The 18,282-nt window shown below is 74.2% G+C and carries 15 protein-coding genes; 1 reads left to right on the top strand and 14 read right to left on the bottom strand.

What is annotated here, in order from left to right:
• Nucleotides 1–42: 42 nt before the first annotated feature.
• The 10 genes from COUCH_RS12680 to uraD form a co-directional block, all read right to left on the bottom strand.
• Nucleotides 43–258, bottom strand: a complete 216-nt coding sequence (locus tag COUCH_RS12680) for a GNAT family N-acetyltransferase (RefSeq protein WP_249612282.1) — start codon at nucleotides 256–258, stop codon at nucleotides 43–45.
• Entirely contained in the window at nucleotides 255–1,256 is a 1,002-nt protein-coding gene (alc, locus tag COUCH_RS12675) for an allantoicase (RefSeq protein WP_249612281.1), read from the bottom strand. Before alc ends, COUCH_RS12680 begins: the two co-directional genes overlap by 4 nt.
• 16 nt (nucleotides 1,257–1,272) lie before the next feature.
• On the bottom strand, nucleotides 1,273–2,580 hold the full coding sequence (gene allB, locus COUCH_RS12670) for an allantoinase AllB (RefSeq protein ID WP_249612280.1): 1,308 nt from the start codon (nucleotides 2,578–2,580) through the stop codon (nucleotides 1,273–1,275).
• A 78-nt stretch (nucleotides 2,581–2,658) separates the two neighbouring features.
• Entirely contained in the window at nucleotides 2,659–3,813 is a 1,155-nt protein-coding gene (locus COUCH_RS12665; RefSeq protein ID WP_249612279.1) for a DUF6986 family protein, read from the bottom strand.
• 2 nt (nucleotides 3,814–3,815) lie between these two features.
• Nucleotides 3,816–5,363, bottom strand: a complete 1,548-nt coding sequence (gene aceB / locus COUCH_RS12660; RefSeq protein WP_249612278.1) for a malate synthase A — start codon at nucleotides 5,361–5,363, stop codon at nucleotides 3,816–3,818.
• Nucleotides 5,364–5,532: 169 nt separating this feature from the next.
• Entirely contained in the window at nucleotides 5,533–6,927 is a 1,395-nt protein-coding gene (locus COUCH_RS12655; RefSeq protein ID WP_249612277.1) for a DUF1996 domain-containing protein, read from the bottom strand.
• A gap of 158 nt (nucleotides 6,928–7,085) precedes the next feature.
• Entirely contained in the window at nucleotides 7,086–8,435 is a 1,350-nt protein-coding gene (locus tag COUCH_RS12650) for an 8-oxoguanine deaminase (protein WP_249612276.1), read from the bottom strand.
• Nucleotides 8,432–9,292, bottom strand: a complete 861-nt coding sequence (gene pucL / locus COUCH_RS12645) for a factor-independent urate hydroxylase (protein WP_249612275.1) — start codon at nucleotides 9,290–9,292, stop codon at nucleotides 8,432–8,434. Before pucL ends, COUCH_RS12650 begins: the two co-directional genes overlap by 4 nt.
• Before the next feature lie 3 nt (nucleotides 9,293–9,295).
• Nucleotides 9,296–9,658, bottom strand: coding sequence for a hydroxyisourate hydrolase (uraH, locus tag COUCH_RS12640; RefSeq protein ID WP_249612274.1), 363 nt, complete (start codon nucleotides 9,656–9,658; stop codon nucleotides 9,296–9,298).
• Nucleotides 9,645–10,139, bottom strand: coding sequence for a 2-oxo-4-hydroxy-4-carboxy-5-ureidoimidazoline decarboxylase (gene uraD / locus COUCH_RS12635; RefSeq protein ID WP_249612273.1), 495 nt, complete (start codon nucleotides 10,137–10,139; stop codon nucleotides 9,645–9,647). The genes uraH and uraD overlap by 14 nt, the downstream gene beginning before the upstream one ends.
• Nucleotides 10,140–10,214: 75 nt before the next feature.
• On the opposite strand from uraD, the gene hrpB reads away from it, so the two are divergent.
• Nucleotides 10,215–12,677: an ATP-dependent helicase HrpB gene (gene hrpB, locus COUCH_RS12630; protein ID WP_249613679.1), complete on the top strand. Its 2,463-nt coding sequence runs from the start codon at nucleotides 10,215–10,217 to the stop codon at nucleotides 12,675–12,677.
• A gap of 111 nt (nucleotides 12,678–12,788) precedes the next feature.
• On the opposite strand, the gene COUCH_RS12625 is transcribed toward hrpB, so the two are convergent.
• From COUCH_RS12625 to COUCH_RS12610, 4 genes are all read right to left on the bottom strand, one after another.
• A complete protein-coding gene (locus COUCH_RS12625; RefSeq protein WP_249612272.1) occupies nucleotides 12,789–15,122 on the bottom strand; it encodes a putative bifunctional diguanylate cyclase/phosphodiesterase in 2,334 nt (777 codons plus the stop codon).
• A gap of 123 nt (nucleotides 15,123–15,245) precedes the next feature.
• A complete protein-coding gene (locus tag COUCH_RS12620) occupies nucleotides 15,246–15,923 on the bottom strand; it encodes a PP2C family protein-serine/threonine phosphatase (protein ID WP_249612271.1) in 678 nt (225 codons plus the stop codon).
• 136 nt (nucleotides 15,924–16,059) lie between these two features.
• The gene (locus tag COUCH_RS12615) at nucleotides 16,060–17,085 is read right to left on the bottom strand and encodes a hypothetical protein (RefSeq protein WP_249612270.1); all 1,026 of its coding nucleotides are present in this window, start codon (nucleotides 17,083–17,085) and stop codon (nucleotides 16,060–16,062) included.
• Nucleotides 17,082–18,245, bottom strand: a complete 1,164-nt coding sequence (locus COUCH_RS12610) for a transporter substrate-binding domain-containing protein (RefSeq protein WP_249612269.1) — start codon at nucleotides 18,243–18,245, stop codon at nucleotides 17,082–17,084. The genes COUCH_RS12615 and COUCH_RS12610 overlap by 4 nt, the downstream gene beginning before the upstream one ends.
• Nucleotides 18,246–18,282 lie beyond the last annotated feature (37 nt).

The following is an 18,282-nucleotide window of genomic DNA, read 5'->3' as shown; positions in this document are numbered from 1 at the left end:
CGGCGCGGAAGCCTGTGGACAAGGAGGAACGCGGACGACCCGCTACAGGCGGGCCGCGAAGATCAGCTGGTCCTTGGCCGAGCGTTTACCCGGCGTCAGGCCGATGATCCACCCCAGCGCCTCGTCGCCGGTCTTCGGGCGCGGGTGGGAGCGCATGACGGCCGGGTCGCCGGGCGGCGCGGCCATGTCGCCGAGGTCGTCCTCCGTCATCCGCCGCAGCAGGAGCCGGCTCGTGGCGACGACCGGACCGGAAGTCACGTCGTCGCCTCGTAGCGGGCGCGCAGGGCCGCCATGTCGGGGCGGCCGTGCAGGCGCAGGCGGGCCATGCCGCCGTCCGGGAAGATGTCGAGCCGCACGTGCGTCGCGACCGGGACGACCGGGACCGGGAAGCGGTGCCGGGTGTCCGGGCTCAGCCGGATCTGCGGCAGCAGCTCGAACCAGTCGGCGGGGTCGTCGAGCAGGCCGGTGCGGGTGTCGATGCCGCGCAGCGTGGCGCTGCCGGGCGCGTTGCCCTTGAAGTGGCTGGTGTCCAGTTCGGCCAGTTCGACGACCGCCGGCGCGGCGAGCTGCAGCAGCACCCAGTCGTTGCCGTCGTCGCGGCGGCGGGCCGTCTCCCAGCCGTCGCCCATGGAGCGCGCGAGGCCCGGGTGGATGAGGTTCTGCGGGTGGCCGTAGAACATGTTGCTGCAGCCGGCGATGCGGGCGCCGTGCTCGGCGGCCGCCACGTCGAAGACGCTCGGCAGCAGCCGCGGGTCGGGCACGATCTCGCCGTGGACGCGCAGCCGGGCGACGCCGCCGTCGGGGTAGATATTGAGGCGTACGTGGGTGAAGCGCTGCCGCGAGTCCACTGCGAACAGGTTCTGGCTGTCCCCGGCGAGCGGTGAGCGCGGGACGAGCGGCACCCAGGGCGCCTCGGCGAGCTGGATCGGGTCCGGGTAGCCCTCGACGGCGCAGCCCTCGACGGAGGCGTACGGCGGGTAGTTGCCGGTGAAGAACGCCGTGTCGATGTCGATCCCGTGGATCACGCCGGGGGCGCCGAGCCGCACGATCGCCGTGTCGTGGCCGGGTTCGCGCCGCCGCCGCGTCTCCCAGCCGTCGTACACCTGGCCCTTCTGCCCGAGGGTCCGGGGTGCGAAGACCGGCGCCGCCGGCTCGACCAGGTGGTCGGCCGCGGCGAAGAACTCGTCGTTGGCGGCCGTCACCCCGCCGCCGAACGTGCGCGACGCCAGGTCGGGCAGGAGGGTGAAATCTTCCATCAGCGGACCTCCGGTGTCACGAACGGGTCAGGAAGCGGCCCTGCGGCGCCTCGCCGGTCACCGGTCGCCCGCGCAGCCAGGTCGCGCGGACCACTCCGGTCAAGGTCTTTCCGGCGTACGGCGTGACGGGGTTGCGGTGGTGCAGCCGCCCGGGGTCGACCACGAACGCGGCGTCCGGGTCGAGCGCGACCAGGTCGGCGTCGGCGCCCACGGCGATGCGGCCCTTGCCGGTGAGCCCGACGAGGTCGGCGGGGCGCCGGGCCATCCAGCCGGCCACGTCGGCGAGGGTGTGACCACGCTCGCGGGCGGCCGTCCAGATCACCGGGAGGCCGAGCTGGACGGAGGCGATGCCGCCCCACGCCGCGGCGAAGTCGCCGGTGTCACGCCGCTTGAGGCCGGGGGTGCACGGCGAGTGGTCGCTGACGACGCAGGTGATGAGGCCGTCGGCGAGCGCCGCCCAGAGCCGGTCGCGGTTGGCCGCGTCGCGTATCGGTGGGCAGCACTTGAACTCGGTCGCCCCGGCCGGGATCTCCGCGGCGTCGAGGGTGAGGTAGTGCGGGCAGGTCTCGGCGGTGACCCGTACCCCGTCGGCGCGGGCGGCGGCGATCAGCGGCAGGGCGCCCGCCGCGGACAGGTGCAGGATGTGGACGCGGGCCCCGGCGGCCCGGGCCGCCTCGATGGCGGTGGCCACGGCGGCGTGCTCGGCCTCGGGCGGCCGGGACGCCAGGAAGTCCGCGTACGCCGGGGAGGAGGCGGCCGCGTGCAGGTGGTCGGGGTCCTCGGCGTGGATGACGAACAGCGCGTCGACGGCGGCGAGCGCCTCGGCGAGCTGCCCCGGGCCCAGCGGCGGGAACTCGGGCACGCCGGAGTCGGCGAGGAACGCTTTGAAGCCGAACACGCCGGCGGCGTGCAGGGCGGGCAGGTCGGCGGCGTTGCCGGGGATCGCCCCGCCCCAGAACCCCACGTCGATGTGGAGCTGTCCGGCGGCCGCCCGCTGCTTGACCGCGAGGGCGTCCGCGGAGACGGTCGGCGGGAGGCTGTTCAGCGGCATGTCCACGACGGCGGTCACCCCGCCGGCGGCTGCCGCCCGGGTGGCGGTGGCGAAGCCCTCCCACTCGGTGCGGCCGGGCTCGTTGACGTGCACGTGGGTGTCGACCAGCCCGGGCAGCAGCGCGAGGTCGCCGAGGTCGGTCTCCTCGGCCGCCGGCACGGGCGCGTCGTACCCGTCCACGGCGACGATGCGCCCGCCCGTGACCGACACGGCGGCGGGCCGCTCGCCGCCGGCGGTGACGGTACGGCGGGACCGCACCACGAGATCCACCATGGCCCGAGCCTAACCGCCCGGCGTGATCGGACGGCTACGCCGCGCAAAGCCGACGCGCAGTGTGCGCGGCCGAACGGCTCAGGCCAGCTCGTGCAGCCGCTCGCGGGGGAACCCGACGGCGGCGGGCTCCAGCGCGCCGCAGTCGAGCCCGCGCAGCAGGTAGCCGGCGAGGGCACGCGCGGTGGCCGGCTCGTCGAGGATGCCGCCGGCCTGCCGTTCGAGGTAGCGCCGCAGCCGCAGCACCGCCGCGTCGACGCCGTCGGCGAAGAACGCGTACGTCGCCGCGAACCGGGTGGGCAGCTGGGCGGGGTGCAGGTCCCAGCCCTGGTAGTAGCCGCGCTCGAGGGAGCGGCGGACGAGCCGGTGGTGCAGCGCCCACGCCTCGTGCACCGCGACGCCGGAGCCGACCGGGAGGATGTTGGTGGAGCCGTCGGACAGGCGTACTCCCGTGCCGGCCGCGGCCGCCTGCATGACCGCCTTCGCGTAGTCGGCTGCCGGGTGGTCCATGGCCTGGTACGCCGCCGCGACTCCGGCCGCCGCACTGTAGTCGTACGTGCCGTAGTGCAGTCCCGCGCAGCGCCCCTCGGCGGCGGTGATGAGCCGGGCGACCGTGGCCGTCCCGTCGGCGCCCAGCACGGCGGCCGGCAGCTCGATCTGGATCTCAAAGCGCAGCGTCCCCTCCGCCCGCCCGTACGCGCACTCGAGCCGCCGGCACAGCTCGGCCATCGCGGTGACCTGGTCGGGCCCGCTCACCTTGGGCAGCGTGACGACGAACGGGTGCGGGTAGTGCGACAGCCACAGGTCGAGAGTGCGCAGCGCCCGCCGCCGGGTGGGCTCCTCCAGCGACTTGATCCGTACGCCCACGAACGGCGGCCGGGGGCCGTCCAGCAGCACCGCCGCGGCGTCGCGGACCGCGGCGTCCTCCTGGTCGTCGTCACGGACGCCGTAGCCGTCCTCGAAGTCGACGCGCAGGTCCTCGATCGGCTCGGTGCCGAGCTTGGTCCGGACGCGCTCCTCCAGCGCGGCGGGGAACGGCAGGGGCGGGTGCTCGTCGAGCGCGGTGAGCGCCTGCCGTCCCCAGTCGCGGAACCCCGCCAGCCGGTCGGCGGGGATGTAGACGGTGTGCACCGGCTGCCGCCCGGCGCGCTCGCCCGGGTAGCGGGCCTTGAGGAACGCGTCGTGGGCGGCGAGCCGGTGGTCGAGCGCGGCGTAGTCGTCGTCGCTGAGCCGCACGGTCAGTCGATGGAGTCGTAGGCGGCGGTGGTGAGGAAGTCGGCGAAGTCGTCGGCGAGCGCGACGCGTTCGAACAGCTTGCGGGCGTCGTCGAAGCGGCCGGCCGCCCACGCCTCGTCGCCCACCGCCTCGCGGATCCTGGCCAGCTCCTCGTCCTCGATGCGTCCGACGAGCTCGGCGGTGATCGGCGTGCCGTCCTCGAGGCGCACGTCGTTGTGGATCCACTGCCACACCTGCGACCGGGAGATCTCGGCGGTGGCGGCGTCCTCCATGAGGTTGAAGATCGCGACCGCGCCGTTGCCGCGCAGCCAGGCCTCGAGGTACTGCAGGGCGACGGAGACGTTGTTGCGCAGGCCCGCCTGGGTCACCGCGCCGCCGGTGGCCGACACGTTGAGCAGGTCCTCGGCCGCCACGTCGACGTCGGGACGCTGCTTGTCGAGCTGGTTGGGCCGGTCGCCCAGCACCCGGTCGAAGATCTCCCGGCAGACCGGCACGAGGTCGGGGTGCGCCACCCAGGAGCCGTCGAAGCCGTCGCCGGCCTCGCGTTCCTTGTCCTCGCGGACCTTGGCGAGGGCCACCTCGTTGACGGCCGGGTCGCGCCGGCTGGGGATGAACGCCGCCATGCCGCCCATCGCGAAGGCGCCGCGCCGGTGGCAGGTGGCCACCAGCAGCTCCGTGTACGCCCGCATGAACGGCGCCGTCATCGTGACCGCCGCCCGGTCCGGCAGCACCATCGACGGGTTGTCGCGGAAATACTTGATGATGCTGAACAGGTAGTCCCAGCGGCCGGCGTTGAGCCCGGAGATGTGCGGGCGCAGCGCCCACAGGATCTCGTCCATCTCGAACGCGGCGGGGATCGTCTCGATGAGCACGGTCGCGCGGATCGTGCCGACCGGGATGCCGAGCGCCTCCTGCGCATGGGTGAAGACGTCGTTCCACAGGGCGGCCTCGTGGTGCGACTCCATCTTGGGCAGGTAGAGGTAGGGCCCGCTGCCGCGGGAGAGCAGCTCGGCGGCGTTGTGGAAGAAGTAGAGACCGAAGTCGACGAGGGCGCCGACGGCCGGCTCACCGTCGACGGGCAGGTGACGCTCGTCGAGGTGCCAGCCGCGCGGGCGCATGACGATCGTCGGGTACGGCCCCGGGCCGAGCTCGTAGGTCTTCGCGCCGGTCTCGAGCGTGATGGTGCGCCGGACGGCGTCGAACAGGTTCTGCTGACCGTCGACCACGTTGGCCCAGTGCGGGGTGTTGGCGTCCTCCATGTCGGCCAGCCACACCTTCGCGCCGGAGTTGAGCGCGTTGATGGTCATCTTGCGCTCGGTCGGGCCGGTGATCTCGACCCGCCGGTCGGTGAGGTCGGCGGGCGCGGGCGGCACGGTCCAGTCCCCGGCGCGGATCTCGGCGGTCTCGGGCAGGAAGCCCAGCGTGCCGCCGGCGGCGATCTCCGCTCGGCGCTCGGCACGGCGGGCCAGCAGCTCGTTGCGGCGAGGGCGGAAGCGGCGGTTCAGGTCGGCCACGAACGCCACGGCCTCGTCGGACAGGATCTCGGTCACGGGCGGTGACTCCCTTCAACGGCGAAGGCTTTCCCGTACCGTATCGGTCCGCGGAGCCACCCGCTGCGCAGGCTGTGGACAACGTCCCGCGGTGACGGCGCAGCGGCCCTCGCGGGGAACCGAGGGCCGCTGCCTTACCACTCCTCCGGCTGGGGATGACCGGAAGAGGTCAGAAGGTGCCGGCCGAGTCGCACTTGGCCTTCTGGGTGACGCAGTCGCGCACCCGCTGGGCCAGCGGCTTGGTCTCCCAGGCGTTCATGAAGTCGCCGTGCATCGACGAGGCCATGCCGCTGGAGAGCTGGAAGCCGGCGCTGCTGCCGCTGGTCGGGTAGCCGATCACGAAGGAGATCGACGGGATCGCGACCGGGAACCTGCCGCTGGCGCAGGTGCCGTCCGGGCCGGTCGGGCCGACGTGCGACTTGTGGTCGGGGCTGTCCAGGTGCACGCCGTCCCAGCAGTCCGGGAACGTCAGCTGGTACGTCAGCTCCGCGGTCTTCGCGCACACCGGCCAGTTGCCGTCGGCGCTGCGGCCGGTCTCGCCGCCCGCACCGGCGCACCAGAACTGGGCCGGGGCGCCCTTGCCGGTGGCGACCTGCTTCTTGGCGTCACCGGTGATCATCCGGAAGCCCTCCGGGAACGGCACCGTCTTCGTCGGGTCCTTGAGCCGCGAGCCGTAGTAGACGGTGACGCCGTGCGGGTCGACCGGCTTGCCGTTCTCCAGCAGCGTGGGGATCCAGTACGCCGACCGGTCCTCCTTCGGGTCGCAGCTGGTCTCCAGGTTCGCGAACAGCGACGCGTTGGTCGAGGCGGCGCTGGTGCTCTTGTTGCCCATGAAGGTGTGCAGGTGCGAGGCGCCGGCCATGCCGGGGAAGACGATCGGGTCGTCGGGCAGGCGGTGGCTCACCTTGCAGCTCGCGTTGAACTCGGGCACGCGCACGTTGCCGGCCGGCACGGGCTTCGCGACGGTCGCGTCGTACTCGGCGAGCTGCTTGTCCCACTTCGCCTTGTCAACAGGTACCCAGCCATCCCCAGTGGGCACCGAGGGAGCCGGCGCCGGCGCCGCAGCACCGCCGAAGGTGAACCAGTTGATGTTCACGAAGTCGCTCTTCTGCGCGCTCTTCATGACCGCGAACACGGTCTGCGGGCCGGAGGGCACGGAATTCGCCGTCGCGGTGACGGTGGTCCAGCTCTGCCAGCCGCCCGTACGGGCCACCGGGAAGGTCGCGAGCAGCGTGCCGGTCTGCGAGCCGAGGTGCATCTCGATGGAGCCACCGGCGCTGTTGTCGGAGGCGACGCGGGCGGACAGCGCCGTGCCGGCGACCGCGACGGCGTCGAAGCGCAGCCAGTCGCCGTCCGCGAGCCAGCCGACGTTCTTGCCGCCGTCGGCGTCGCCGGTGCCCTCGGTCTGCGCGCCGGACTGGGCGGCGTACGACTCGGCCTGCAGGCGACCCGCGACGGTGGTCTCGTCGGCGCTGGCGCCCGCTATGTAGACGCCGCTGGCGCCGAGGGCGGCGGTCACCGCGGTGGCCAGGACGATGCGGGTGCGGCGGCGGCGCTTCTTCATCACTATTCCTTCGCTGTGGCAGAGCGTTTCCGCGAAGGAGTATGCGCAGCTCACCTGGCTTGCATCAAGGCGCGAAAGAAGATTTCAGAATGGGCCGGCGAAGCGTTGCTGGTCGCCGCGATACCGTTTCCCGATAACGTTTTTCCCGAGTCCGAACCTTAAATCTCTCTTAAGCGGGAGGCCGCACGACGGGCCCCCCGGGCCAGCGCCTCCGCGTCCGCGTGCACCAGCTCGCCCCGCTCGACCACCGGACGGCCGCCGACCAGCGCCAGCTCCACCGGCGCCGCCGGGCCGAACACCAGCGCGGCCACCTTGTCGTCGATGCCCTCGTGGCCGAGGCCGTCGAGGCGCCACAGCACGAGGTCCGCGAGCTTACCCCGCTCCAGAGAGCCGATGTCGTCCTGACGGCCGAGGCAGCGCGCCCCGCCCATCGTGCCCATCCGCAGCGACTCCCGCGCGGTCAGCGCCGCCGGGCCGCCGCGCAGCCGGGCCACGTACAGCGCCTGGCGCAGCTCCTCGCCCAGGTGGGCGGCCTCCTGCGACGCCGAGCCGTCCACGCCCAGCCCGACCGGCACGCCCGCGTCCAGCAGGTCCCGGACGCGGGCCAGGCCGGCGCCCAGGCGGGCGTTCGAGCTGGGACAGTGCGCCACCCCGGTGCCGGTCGCGCCGAGCCGCGCCACGGCCGCGTCGTCCAGGTGTACGCCGTGCGCCAGCCACACGTCGTCGCCGAGCCAGCCGAGGCTCTCCGCGTACTCGACGGGGGTGCAGCCGAACTTCTCCCGGCAGAAGTCCTCCTCGTCGGCGGTCTCCGCCAGGTGGGTGTGCAGCCGTACGCCCTTGCGCCGGGCCAGGTCGGCGGCCTCGCGCATCAGCCGCGACGTCACGGAGAACGGCGAGCAGGGCGCGACGCCCACGCGCAGCAGGGACTCCGGCGACGGGTCGTGCCAGCGGTCGACGGCCGCCTCGGTGGCGGCCAGCGCGGCGTCGGTCTCCTCGACCACGTGGTCCGGCGGCAGCCCGCCCTGCGACTCGCCCAGGTCCATCGAGCCGCGCGTGGGGTGGAAGCGCAGGCCGATCCGCTGGGCCGCCTCGATCTCCGCGGCCAGCACGTCACCGCCGTCGCGGGGGAACACGTAGTGGTGGTCCATGCTGGTCGTGCAGCCGGACAACGCCAGCCAGCCCAGGCCCGCGCCCGCCGCCGCGCCGACCGTCTCGGCGTCGATGCGGCCCCAGATCGGGTACAGCGTGGTGAGCCAGCCGAACAGCGTCTCGTCCTGCGCCAGGCCGCGGGTCGCCCACTGGTACAGGTGGTGGTGGGTGTTGACCAGGCCCGGCGTCACCAGGCAGCCGGTGCCGTCGACGCGGCGCACCGAGCCGCGGGAACGGCCCGCGTGGCCCGGGCCGACCGTCACGATCCGGCCGTCGTCGCCGACGACCACGTGCCCGTCGGCGTACTCGGTGCCGGCCGCGTCCACCGTGGCCACCGCCGCGTTCTCGATGACGATCACAGGTACCACTCCGCGCGGGCCGGCGGCGCGTCGTCGCGGGTCACCGTGCCCTCGATCAGCCCGTACGGCCGGTCCCCCGCGATGAACACCTCGCCCGGGTTCGCCATGTCGAACGGCGACAGGTCGGCGAGGTAGTGGTGCTTGTTGGGCAGCGTCAGCCGGATCTCCGCGATCTCCGGGCGGCTCTCCAGCACCCGGCTGCCCATCGAGAACAGCGTCTGCTGCAACGAATAGCTGTACGTGTTGACGAACGCGTTCACCAGCGCGTCCTTGGCCTTCTCGAACGACTCCCCCCAGTCCGCGGCGTCGCCGAGGTGCCGCCAGCGCGCGTCGACCTCGGTGGCGAGGATGCGGTCGGTGGTCTCGGCCAGCGTCGTGTAGCGGTCGCGGCGGAACCCGTGGAACTCCGACGCCGTCGAGTTCAGCACCACCAGATCCTTCAGGCCGGACACCACCTGCGTGAAGCCCTCCTCCACGGTGACCGCGCACAGGCGGGTGAAGTCGCCCCTGCGCCGGAAGGAGTGCGGGCCCAGCCGCTCCCAGCCGGTGGCCTCGATCGCCACGCGGGCGCGGACCACCTGCGGCTGGGTGCCGACGAAGTGCCGGGCCAGCAGCAGCGCGAACGCCTCGGGCTGCCCGGCGCCGTGCTGTTTCGCGAACGCGTACACCGTGTTCTTCATCGTGTCGGTCGGCAGGACCCCCGCGTTGTCGCCGGTCAGGTGGGTCGCCGTCAGGTCCCCCGACAGGGCGGTGCTCACCGTGAACTCGGTCAGCCCGTGCGTGTCGCCGTCCCGGGTCACCTGCACGAGCCGGGTCTCCGCCTTGCCGTAACGGTTGGGTCCCAGCACGATCGCCACGCGTCAGCTCCCGCGGTAGGTGGTGTAGCCGTACCGGCTCAGCAGCAGCGGCACGTGGTAGTTCCGGTCCGGATCGTGCACCTGGAACGCGACCGTGATCTCCGGGAAGAACGCCTCGCCGCCCAGGTACGGCTCCACATAGAACACCAATCGGTAGCCGCCGGCCTGCCAGTCGTGCACCGGCAGGCGGTGCTTCAGCCGGCCGTCGTCATCCGTACGCCCCTCCGCGAGCAGCCGCCACCCGTCGGAGTCACGGCGCTCGAGGCGCACGTACACGTCGCGGGCGGGCTCGCCGGAGACCGTGTCCAGGATGTGCGTGGAGATGCGCGCCTGCGTCTGCGCCGCGAACCGCTCACCCGAGCTCATCGAGCAGCCTCTCCAGCCGCAGCAGCGCGATCCGGCGCAACTGGTCCGCGACGACGGGCCGCTCGGCCGCCTCGTCGTTGCCGAGCCGCTCCCGGGCCGCCGCGAGGATCTCCGCCCGGCTCCGCCCGCTCGCGAAGATCAGGAACACGTGCCCGAACTTCTCCTCGTACGCCCGGTTGGCCTCGACCAGCGCGCTCGCCGTCGCCTGGTCCGCATCGGCCGCCGTGGACTGCTCCCGGCGCGACCAGGCGGCCTCCTTCGAGTCGCCCGCGGCGCGCTCGCCGATGCGCGGGTGCGCGGACAGCGCCACCAGCACGTCGGGCCAGCTCAGGCCGCGCAGCGCGGCGTCCGCCGCCGCCACGATCGCCTGCCGGGACGGGTACGGGCGGCCCGCGGCCATCGTGGTGACCCAGGCCGGAGCCGCGCACACGGCGGACAGCTCGCCCGCGGGCAGGGAGTTGAACGCCTCGACGCCGCCCATCGACCACCCCCTGGATCTCCCGCGGACAGTCAATCACAGCAGCCGGTGCCCGTACGCCAGACTTGTCCGGTGCTGATCCCCGCCGACGCGCTGCCGGACCTCCCCGTCCGTACGGCCGTCCCCGACGTGACCGCCGCGCTGGCCGACCGCGGCGCGGCGGTCCTGGTGGCGCCGCCGGGCACCGGCAAGACCACCGTGGTGCCGCTGACGCTGGCCGATCCGGGCGGCGGCCGCGTGATCGTGGCCGAGCCCCGCCGGGTCGCCGCCCGGGCCGCCGCCCGCCGCATGGCCGCGCTGCTCGGGGAACAGGTCGGCGCCCGGATCGGCTACACCGTCCGGGGCGACCGCAAGGTCTCCCGTGACACCCGCGTCGAGGTGGTCACCACCGGCGTCCTCGTCCGCCGCCTGCAACGCGACCCGGAGCTCGCCGGCACGGCCACGGTGATCCTCGACGAGTGCCACGAACGGCACCTCGACTCCGACCTCGCCCTCGCCTTCCTCGTCGAGGTACGCGCCGCCCTGCGCCCCGACCTGCACGTGCTCGCGACCTCCGCGACGGCCGAGGCGCAGCGGTTGTCCGAGGTGCTCGGCGACGCCCCCGTGGTCGCGGCGTCCGCCGCCCTGCACCCGGTCGAGGTGCACTGGTGCCCGCCGCCGCAGCCCGTCGCTGCGCCGCACGGGCTGCGCGTCGACCCGCGGCTGCTCGACCACGTCGCCGCCACGACCCGGCGGGCCCTGGCCGACGGCGACGGCGACGTCCTGGTCTTCCTGCCGGGCGCCCGCGAGATCTCGACGGTCGCCGGGCGCCTGGGCGGCACCGGCGTGGACGTCGTCACGCTGCACGGCCGGCTGAGCGGATCCGAGCAGGACGCCGCGCTGCGGCCGGGCCCAGCGCGCCGGATCGTGCTCGCCACCGCGGTCGCCGAGAGCAGCCTCACCGTCCCCGGCGTCCGCGCGGTCGTCGACGCGGGGCTCAGCCGGGTCCCGCGGATGGACCACAACCGCGGCCTGGGCGCCCTCGTGACCGTGCCGGTCTCCCGGGCGGCGGCCGTGCAGCGCGCCGGCCGGGCCGGCCGGGAGGCGCCCGGGCGCGTGTACCGCTGCTGGTCCCAGGCGCAGCACGACCGGCTCCCGGCCCAGCCGGAGCCGGAGGTCTCCGCCGCCGACCTGACGTCGTTCGCCCTGGACCTGGCGCTGTGGGGGCATCCCGACGGCAGCGGCCTGGCCCTGCCCGACGCGCCCCCCGCGGGCGCGCTGCAGGCGGCCACGAGCACCCTGCGCGCCCTGGGCGCGATCGGCACCGACGGCCGGGTCACACCCCGGGGGCGCCTGCTCGCCGACGCCGGGCTGCACCCACGGCTGGCCCGCGCGCTGCTCGACGGCGCCCCGCTCGTCGGTGGGCGCCGCGCCGCGGAGATCGTCGCCCTGCTGGACTCCGACCGGCTCGCCGACGACCTGATCGCGGCGTGGCGCCGGGCCCGCTCGGGCGACGGCGCCTGGCGAACCGAGGTACGCCGGCTGCAGGCCGTGCTGGACCGCGCGCGGCCGGAGCCCTCCGACCGGCCGATCACCGACGACCTCGCGGCCGGGCTGGTCGTGGGCCTCGCGTACCCGGAGAGGGTCGCGAAGGCACGGCGGCCCGGCTCCCCGGCGTACCTGATGACGGGCGGGACCGAGGCGGAGCTGACCGGCGGCAGCGCTCTGGCGGGGACGACCTGGCTGGCCGTCGCGGACGCGGACCGGGCACCGGGCGCACGGTCCGCGCGCATCCGCAGCGCCGCCCCGCTGGACGAGGCGACCGCCCGCGAGGCCGCGGCGACGCTGGCCGGTACCGCGACGGAGATCGGCTGGATCGACGGCGACGTGGTGGCCCGCCGGGTGGAGCGGCTCGGCGCGATCGTGCTCGCCGAGCGGCGCCTCGACGACCCCGACCCGGCCCTGGTCCGGGTGGCGCTGCGCGAGGGCCTGCGCCGCGAGGGGCTCGGCCTGCTCACCTGGACCCGGACCGCGACGGAGGTACGGCACCGGCTGGCGTTCGCGCACGCGGCGCTCGGCGACCCGTGGCCGGACGTGTCGGACGAGGCGCTGGCCGCGGCGGACTGGCCGCACCTGGGCAGCGCCCGCCGCCGCGCCGACCTCGCCCGCATCGACGTGGCCTCCGCCCTGCGCGAGGTGCTGCCGTGGCAGGTCGCGGGCCGGCTCGACGAGGTGGCGCCCGAGCGGCTGCCGGTGCCGAGCGGCTCCCGGATCCGCGTCGACTACACCGACCCGGCCGCGCCGGTCCTCGCGGTGAAGCTGCAGGAGACGTTCGGCTGGCAGGACACGCCGAAGCTGGCGGACGGGCGGGTGCCGGTGGTGCTGCACCTGCTGTCGCCGGCCGGGCGGCCGCTGGCGGTGACGAGCGACCTGGCGTCCTTCTGGATCAACGTCTATCCGCAGGTACGCGCGGAGATGCGGGGCCGCTACCCGCGCCACCCGTGGCCCGAGGACCCGCTGATCGCCGAGCCGACGAAGCGGACGAACCGCCGCTCCGGCTGAACCGCCGGGTCCCCGCGGCGTGCCGGCCCTATCCGGCCGGCGGCCTACCGTGCCCGAGGCGGGCCGGCTCACCGCTCCCCATGCGGCCCCGCTCACCAGGCCTGGAGCGTCCTAGGAGGCTAGGTGTGCGGTCGTTGCCGGGCCCGGCTGAGCCGGGATGCCGAGCCCCCGCGCCGGTCCCGGCTGCCCGAACAGGTACCCCTGCCCGAGCCGGCACCCCAGCCCGGCCAGGGCGGCGGACCGGGCCGGCGTCTCGATCCCCTCGGCGATCACCGCGATCCCGAGGTCGGCGCAGATCCGCAGCACCGAGCGGCACAGGGTGCCGGCGCGCTCCGCGACGTCCACATCGGTCAGCGAGGAGTCGAGCTTGACGATGTCCACCGGCAGCGAGTGCAGCTGGGCCAGCGCGTTCCAGCCGCTGCCGAAGTCGTCCAGGGCGACGCGTACGCCCCGGCGGCGCAGGTGTTCCAGCACCTCCACGGCACGCGGCAGGTCCGGGATGCGCAGTGTCTCGGTGATCTCGACGACCAGGCGGGACGGGCGTACGGCGTGCCGCTCCAGCGCCTGCAGCACCGACTCCTGCAACCCGTGCCGGCCGAGGCGGGCGGCGGAGACGTTGACGTGCACGTCGATCGGGCGCCCGTACGCGTCGGCCAGCGCCGCCGCGTCCGCGCACGCCCGGTCCAGCACGAAGTCGTCGATGCCGGCGACCAGCCCGGTGCGTTCGGCGACGGTCACGAACACGTCGGGGTCGACCGGTCCCGCCACCGGGTCGGTCCACCGGGCGAGCGCCTCCACGGCCACCACCGCGCCGTCGGCGAGCCGCACGATGGGCTGGTAGTGCACCTCGAAGCCGTGCTCGGCGGGAGCGCCGGACAGCGCCCGGGCCAGCAGGTGCGGCAGGTCGGCGTTGGGACCGCCGTCCGCCGCCCCGGAGTAGCGGGCGAGGTCGTTCTTGCCGCGGCGCTTGCTCACGTACATGGCCGCGTCCGCCCGGCGCAGCAGGACGTCCGCCGACAGCTCGTCGTCGCCCGGCTCGGGCAGCACCAGGCCGAGGCTCGCGCTCGCACCGACCGAGTGCCCGTCGAGCTCGTACGGCTCCCGCAGCGCCACCAGGATCCGCCGCCCGGCCTCCTCCGCCTCCGGCCCGCGGCGCTGGAGCAGCACCGCGAACTCGTCGCCGCCCAGCCGCGCCACCACGTCCTCGGGCCCGACGCAGGCGAGCAGGCGCTCCGCGACGCCGCGCAGCAGCCGGTCGCCCATGGCGTGGCCGAAGCCGTCGTTGATGAGCTTGAAGTCGTCGAGGTCGGCGAAGAGCAGGGCGACCGGCACCCCCTTGAACCGGTACGCGTCCAGTGCCAGCACCAGCCGCTCGCGGAACAGCGCCCGGTTGGCCAGGCCGGTCAGCGGATCGTGGTACGCCTGGTGGTGCAGCCGCTGGCGCCCCTCGGACACCCGCGCGAGCAGCACGGTGTTGTCCACGATGGTGAACATCTGCCGGGCCACGACCAGCCCCAGGCCCAGCCAGCCCAGGTACGCCTCGTACGAGGTGAGCTGCCCGCCGGTGCCGGTGCGCACGGCGATCACGATGCCGGTGGCCACCACGGGCACGTACGGCAGCAGCAGGTGCAGCCACTCCGCGTCGGCCCGGTCCGGCGCGGCCGTCTCGCCCAGCCCGGTGTTGCTCCACGCGGCCATCGCCAGCAGCGCGGGCCCGGCCAGGTATCCGGCGGACTCGATCGGGGTCAGCCCGCCGGCGCCGAGGTGCAGCAGCCGCACCGTGTCCGACCAGCCCAGCGCCGCCATGGCGAGCACCATGAGGCGCAGCGGCACCCGCCCGGCGCGCGACGACGGCCGGGTGGACAGCAGCAGCAGCCCCGCGACGATGATCACGAGGTCCACCACCGGGTACGCCGCCGCCACGCCCACGACCCACGGGTTCTGCCCGGCCTGGTCGAAGAGCCGCCCGGGCACCGCCGACCAGACGAGCGCGAGCAGCGAACCGCCGATGAGCACGCTGTCGATGAGCAGCACGACGCGGTCGCGGCGCAGCGACGACTGGGCCGGGCGCGGCAGCGCCATCGAACCGGCCAGCAGCGCGGCGAGGGTGAACAGCGGCAGCGTCAGCAGGCCGATGTCGGCGATCGTGGCGGTCGCGGCCCAGTCCGGCCGGAACACGTCCCGGATCGTCCACCACAGCCGGGCGAGCGCCCACGTCGCCAGGCCCACGCCGAGCAGCAGCCGCCAGCGCGCCCGCGGCCCGGCCCGGTCGCGGGCGGCGGTGAGGCAGGCGTACGCGGCCAGCGCCCCGGCCGCCAACTGGGCGGCGTCGCCGTAGAGCCGCTGGGCCGGGCCGGGGGGCACCGCGTACGCGCCGACGGCCGTGACGGCGGCGACGAACGCCAGCGCCACGGCCAACCGCACGGACAGCCGTCCCGTCGTCATCACCACCTGCTGCGCACCGTTGTTCGAGCCGATCGCGGCCGGCCCGCCGACGCACGATCGCAGTAAGGTACCGCAGCCCCGGCCACCTGCGATAAGGGTGCGCGGTGCGGCTCGAGGCCGGGGTCAGTCCCCGAGCGCGAGATCGGCGACGATCACCGTGACGTTGTCCGGGCCGCCACCCTGCAGCGCGAGGTCGACGAGGCGCTCGGCGCAGGTCTGCGGGCCGTCGCAGGCCAGCAGCTCGGCCTCGATGCGCTCGGCCGGCACGACGGTGGTCAGGCCGTCGCTGCACAGCAGCCAGCGGTCGCCGGGCTCGGGCTCCACGATCACGTACGACGGGCTGACCGGCTCGCCCTGCAGCGCCTGGGTCACCACCGCCCGCCGCGGGTGGCTGCCCGCCTCCTCGGGCCGGATCAGCCCCTGGTCGACCAGCATCTGGACGTACGTGTCGTCCTTGGTCAGCTGGTTGAGCCGGCCGTCGCGCAGCAGGTACGCCCGGCTGTCGCCGACGTGGGCGAGCGCGGCCCGGTCGCCGGAGAAGATCACGGCGGTGAGCGTGGTGCCCATGCCCTGCAGGGCCGCGTCGCCGGCGACGGTCTCGGCGATCCGCCCGTTGGCGACCTCGAGCGCCTTGTGCAGGGCGTCCATCTGGTGGTCGTTGTCGATCGGCACGTCGAGCGACGCCATGGCCTCGACGGCGATGCGGCTCGCCACGTCACCGGCGGCCATTCCGCCCATGCCGTCGGCCACGACCAGCAACCGGTCACCGGCGTAGTAGCAGTCCTGATTGCTGCTTCGCACGTGGCCTCTATCGGTGACGGCCGCCCACCGCAGGTGCAAGGTCATGGCGTGCAGCCTGCCAGGTCGGGTCCAGCCTGTCTGCACGTGGTCGGCGGCGCGCCGCCACAAGTGCTCACCAACTGCGAAAACGCCACCGTCAGCGGGGCTTCAGCGGCCGGCCGAGGCAGCGCGGGTCGACGCCGGTCACCGGCCGGGTCGGCGCGGCCCACCCCAGCGCCGACTGGTCGACGGGCCATCCGCGTACGGTGATCCGGCTCTGCTGGGGGCGTACGGGCTCGGGGCACAGCGTCTTGGAGAGCACCTGCGCGTTGGGGATGAACACCACCTCGCCGCCGCGCTGCAGCATCGTGGTGGCGGTGTCGTCGACGGTGATCAGCTGTCCCCGGACAACCTGGACCGGCGCGTTGCCGTCCCGGATCTCGACGGCGCTGTTCGGCAGCACCGGCGCCCGCAGGAACACCACGCCGATGACGAACGGGGCGACCAGCGCGGCGCCGACGGCCGGCCAGTGCGTGGCCAGGCGGGCGGCGCGCGCGGGCACCGGCCCGGTGAGCAGCCAGCCGAGCAGCGGGGGCACACCCAGCAGCACCGCCGTGCCCGTCTCGCCCACGGAGAGTGCCGCGCGGATGCCGGGCCAGACCCACAGCAGCACGAGCAGGCCGATCACGGCGGGCACCACGAGCGTCGTGAAGGTGAGCATCCGGCGCTCGCCCGGGTACCGCTGCACGGCGGTCAGCCCGAGGATCGCCACGACCAGCATCAGCAGGGTGGGCAGCATCCGCATCTGCCACGTGAAGCCGGCCAGGCCGATGGCCAGCAGCACCACCCAGTCGGGCATCCGCAGCGCGGTCAGCGCCAGCAGCGAGCGCCGCGCCGCCTCGTCCGGGTCGGCGGAGCTGACGAGCAGGATGCCACCGAGCGTACGCAGCACCAGCACCACCGCCGGCACGGTCCAGATCAGCGTGATGACCAGCGCGCTGATCATGCCCAGCGGGCTGATGTACTGCACCAGCAGCAGCATCGTGGGCAGGTCCTGGCGGCTCAGGTACCAGAGCCGCAGCACGAGCAGCACCAGCGGGAACGCCGGCAGCGCGGTGAACAGCCAGTTCAGCTGCGTCCGCCGCACCCGTGGCCGGCGGTTGACGACCTGCACGGCGGTCATGGGGCGAGGTTCTCCCACGGCAGCTCCCGGATCTCCGGCCTCGGGGTGACGGGCTGCTGCGGCCGGGCGAGCGGGACGCCCGGGTTGGCCGCCGCCTCGGGCGCGATGTTGTCCTGGTACGCCTGCTCCCAGCGCGCGTCCTCCGGGTCGGCGTACGAGCGGTACAACGTCAGGTTCACCAGGTCCCGCAGGGCCGCGTTGTCGCCGACGCTGACGCCCCACGCCTCGGTCTTGTCGTCGCCGAGGTCCCAGTGGTCGTACCGGTCCGGGTTGCGGGCCTTGTAGCCGCCGAGGATGGCGGCGTCGGTGCTGACCGCGTCGACCTGGTTGCCGTCGAGCAGCTTGAAGCAGTCCGAGACGCGGTTGCGGCGGACCAACTCGGCGCCCGAGGACGATGCGGTGTCCGCGCTCGTCGAGGCGGAGAGCGTGCACACCTTCTTGCCCTTGAACTCCTCGAGGCTGGCGACCTTGGCGTGGCCCTTCAGCGTGATCACGGACTGCTCGGTGTGCAGGTACGAGTCGGTGAACATGACGTTGGGCATCTTCTCGCGCTTCTCGGTGATGCTGTAGCTGGCGATCACCAGCTTCACCGGCGCGGGCTCGCCGTCGAGCTGGGTGGCCTCCATCCGGGCCCGGTCCTCGCTCTCGATGCCGAAGAACTGCACCTCCTGCCGGCGGAAGCCCAGGTCCTCGGCGATCATGTACGCGATGTCGATGTCGAACCCGCTCCAGATGCCGGTGACCGGGTCGCGGTAGGCGATGCCCGGCTGGTCGTCCTTGACGCCGATGGGCAGGGTGCGCCACTCGTCGACGCCGGACGCCCGCCGCAGGTCCTCGACCGACGGCGGCCCCACGTGGAAGAGCCGGATCCAGGCGAACGCGATCACCAGGGCGATCACCACGCCGACCGCCCCGAGCCGCCACGGCGCGAGCGAGGCGCCCCACGTCCGGAGGACCTCGTCGCGGCGCGCGAAGGTGCGCCGCAGCCGGGTCAGCGCCCGTTCGCCGCGCCGTTCCCGGGCGCCCATCGAGCGCCGCGGAACGCTTCGCTGCCGCGGCGGCCGGCGCACGACGACCTTGCGGACCGTCGCGGCCTGTTCCCCCGCGGCGTCCCCGCCCACCGCTTCGCCGCCGCCGTCACCGGCACGCGCGTCGTCCATCGTCGACACAGAACTCCCGTCCCCATTCCGGAGCGAC

The organism is Couchioplanes caeruleus, assembly GCF_023499255.1.
GTDB classification, from domain to species: domain Bacteria; phylum Actinomycetota; class Actinomycetes; order Mycobacteriales; family Micromonosporaceae; genus Actinoplanes; species Actinoplanes caeruleus_A.
The sequence above is the reverse complement of the archived record's forward strand: the minus strand, read 5'-3'. Positions and strand labels throughout refer to the sequence as shown.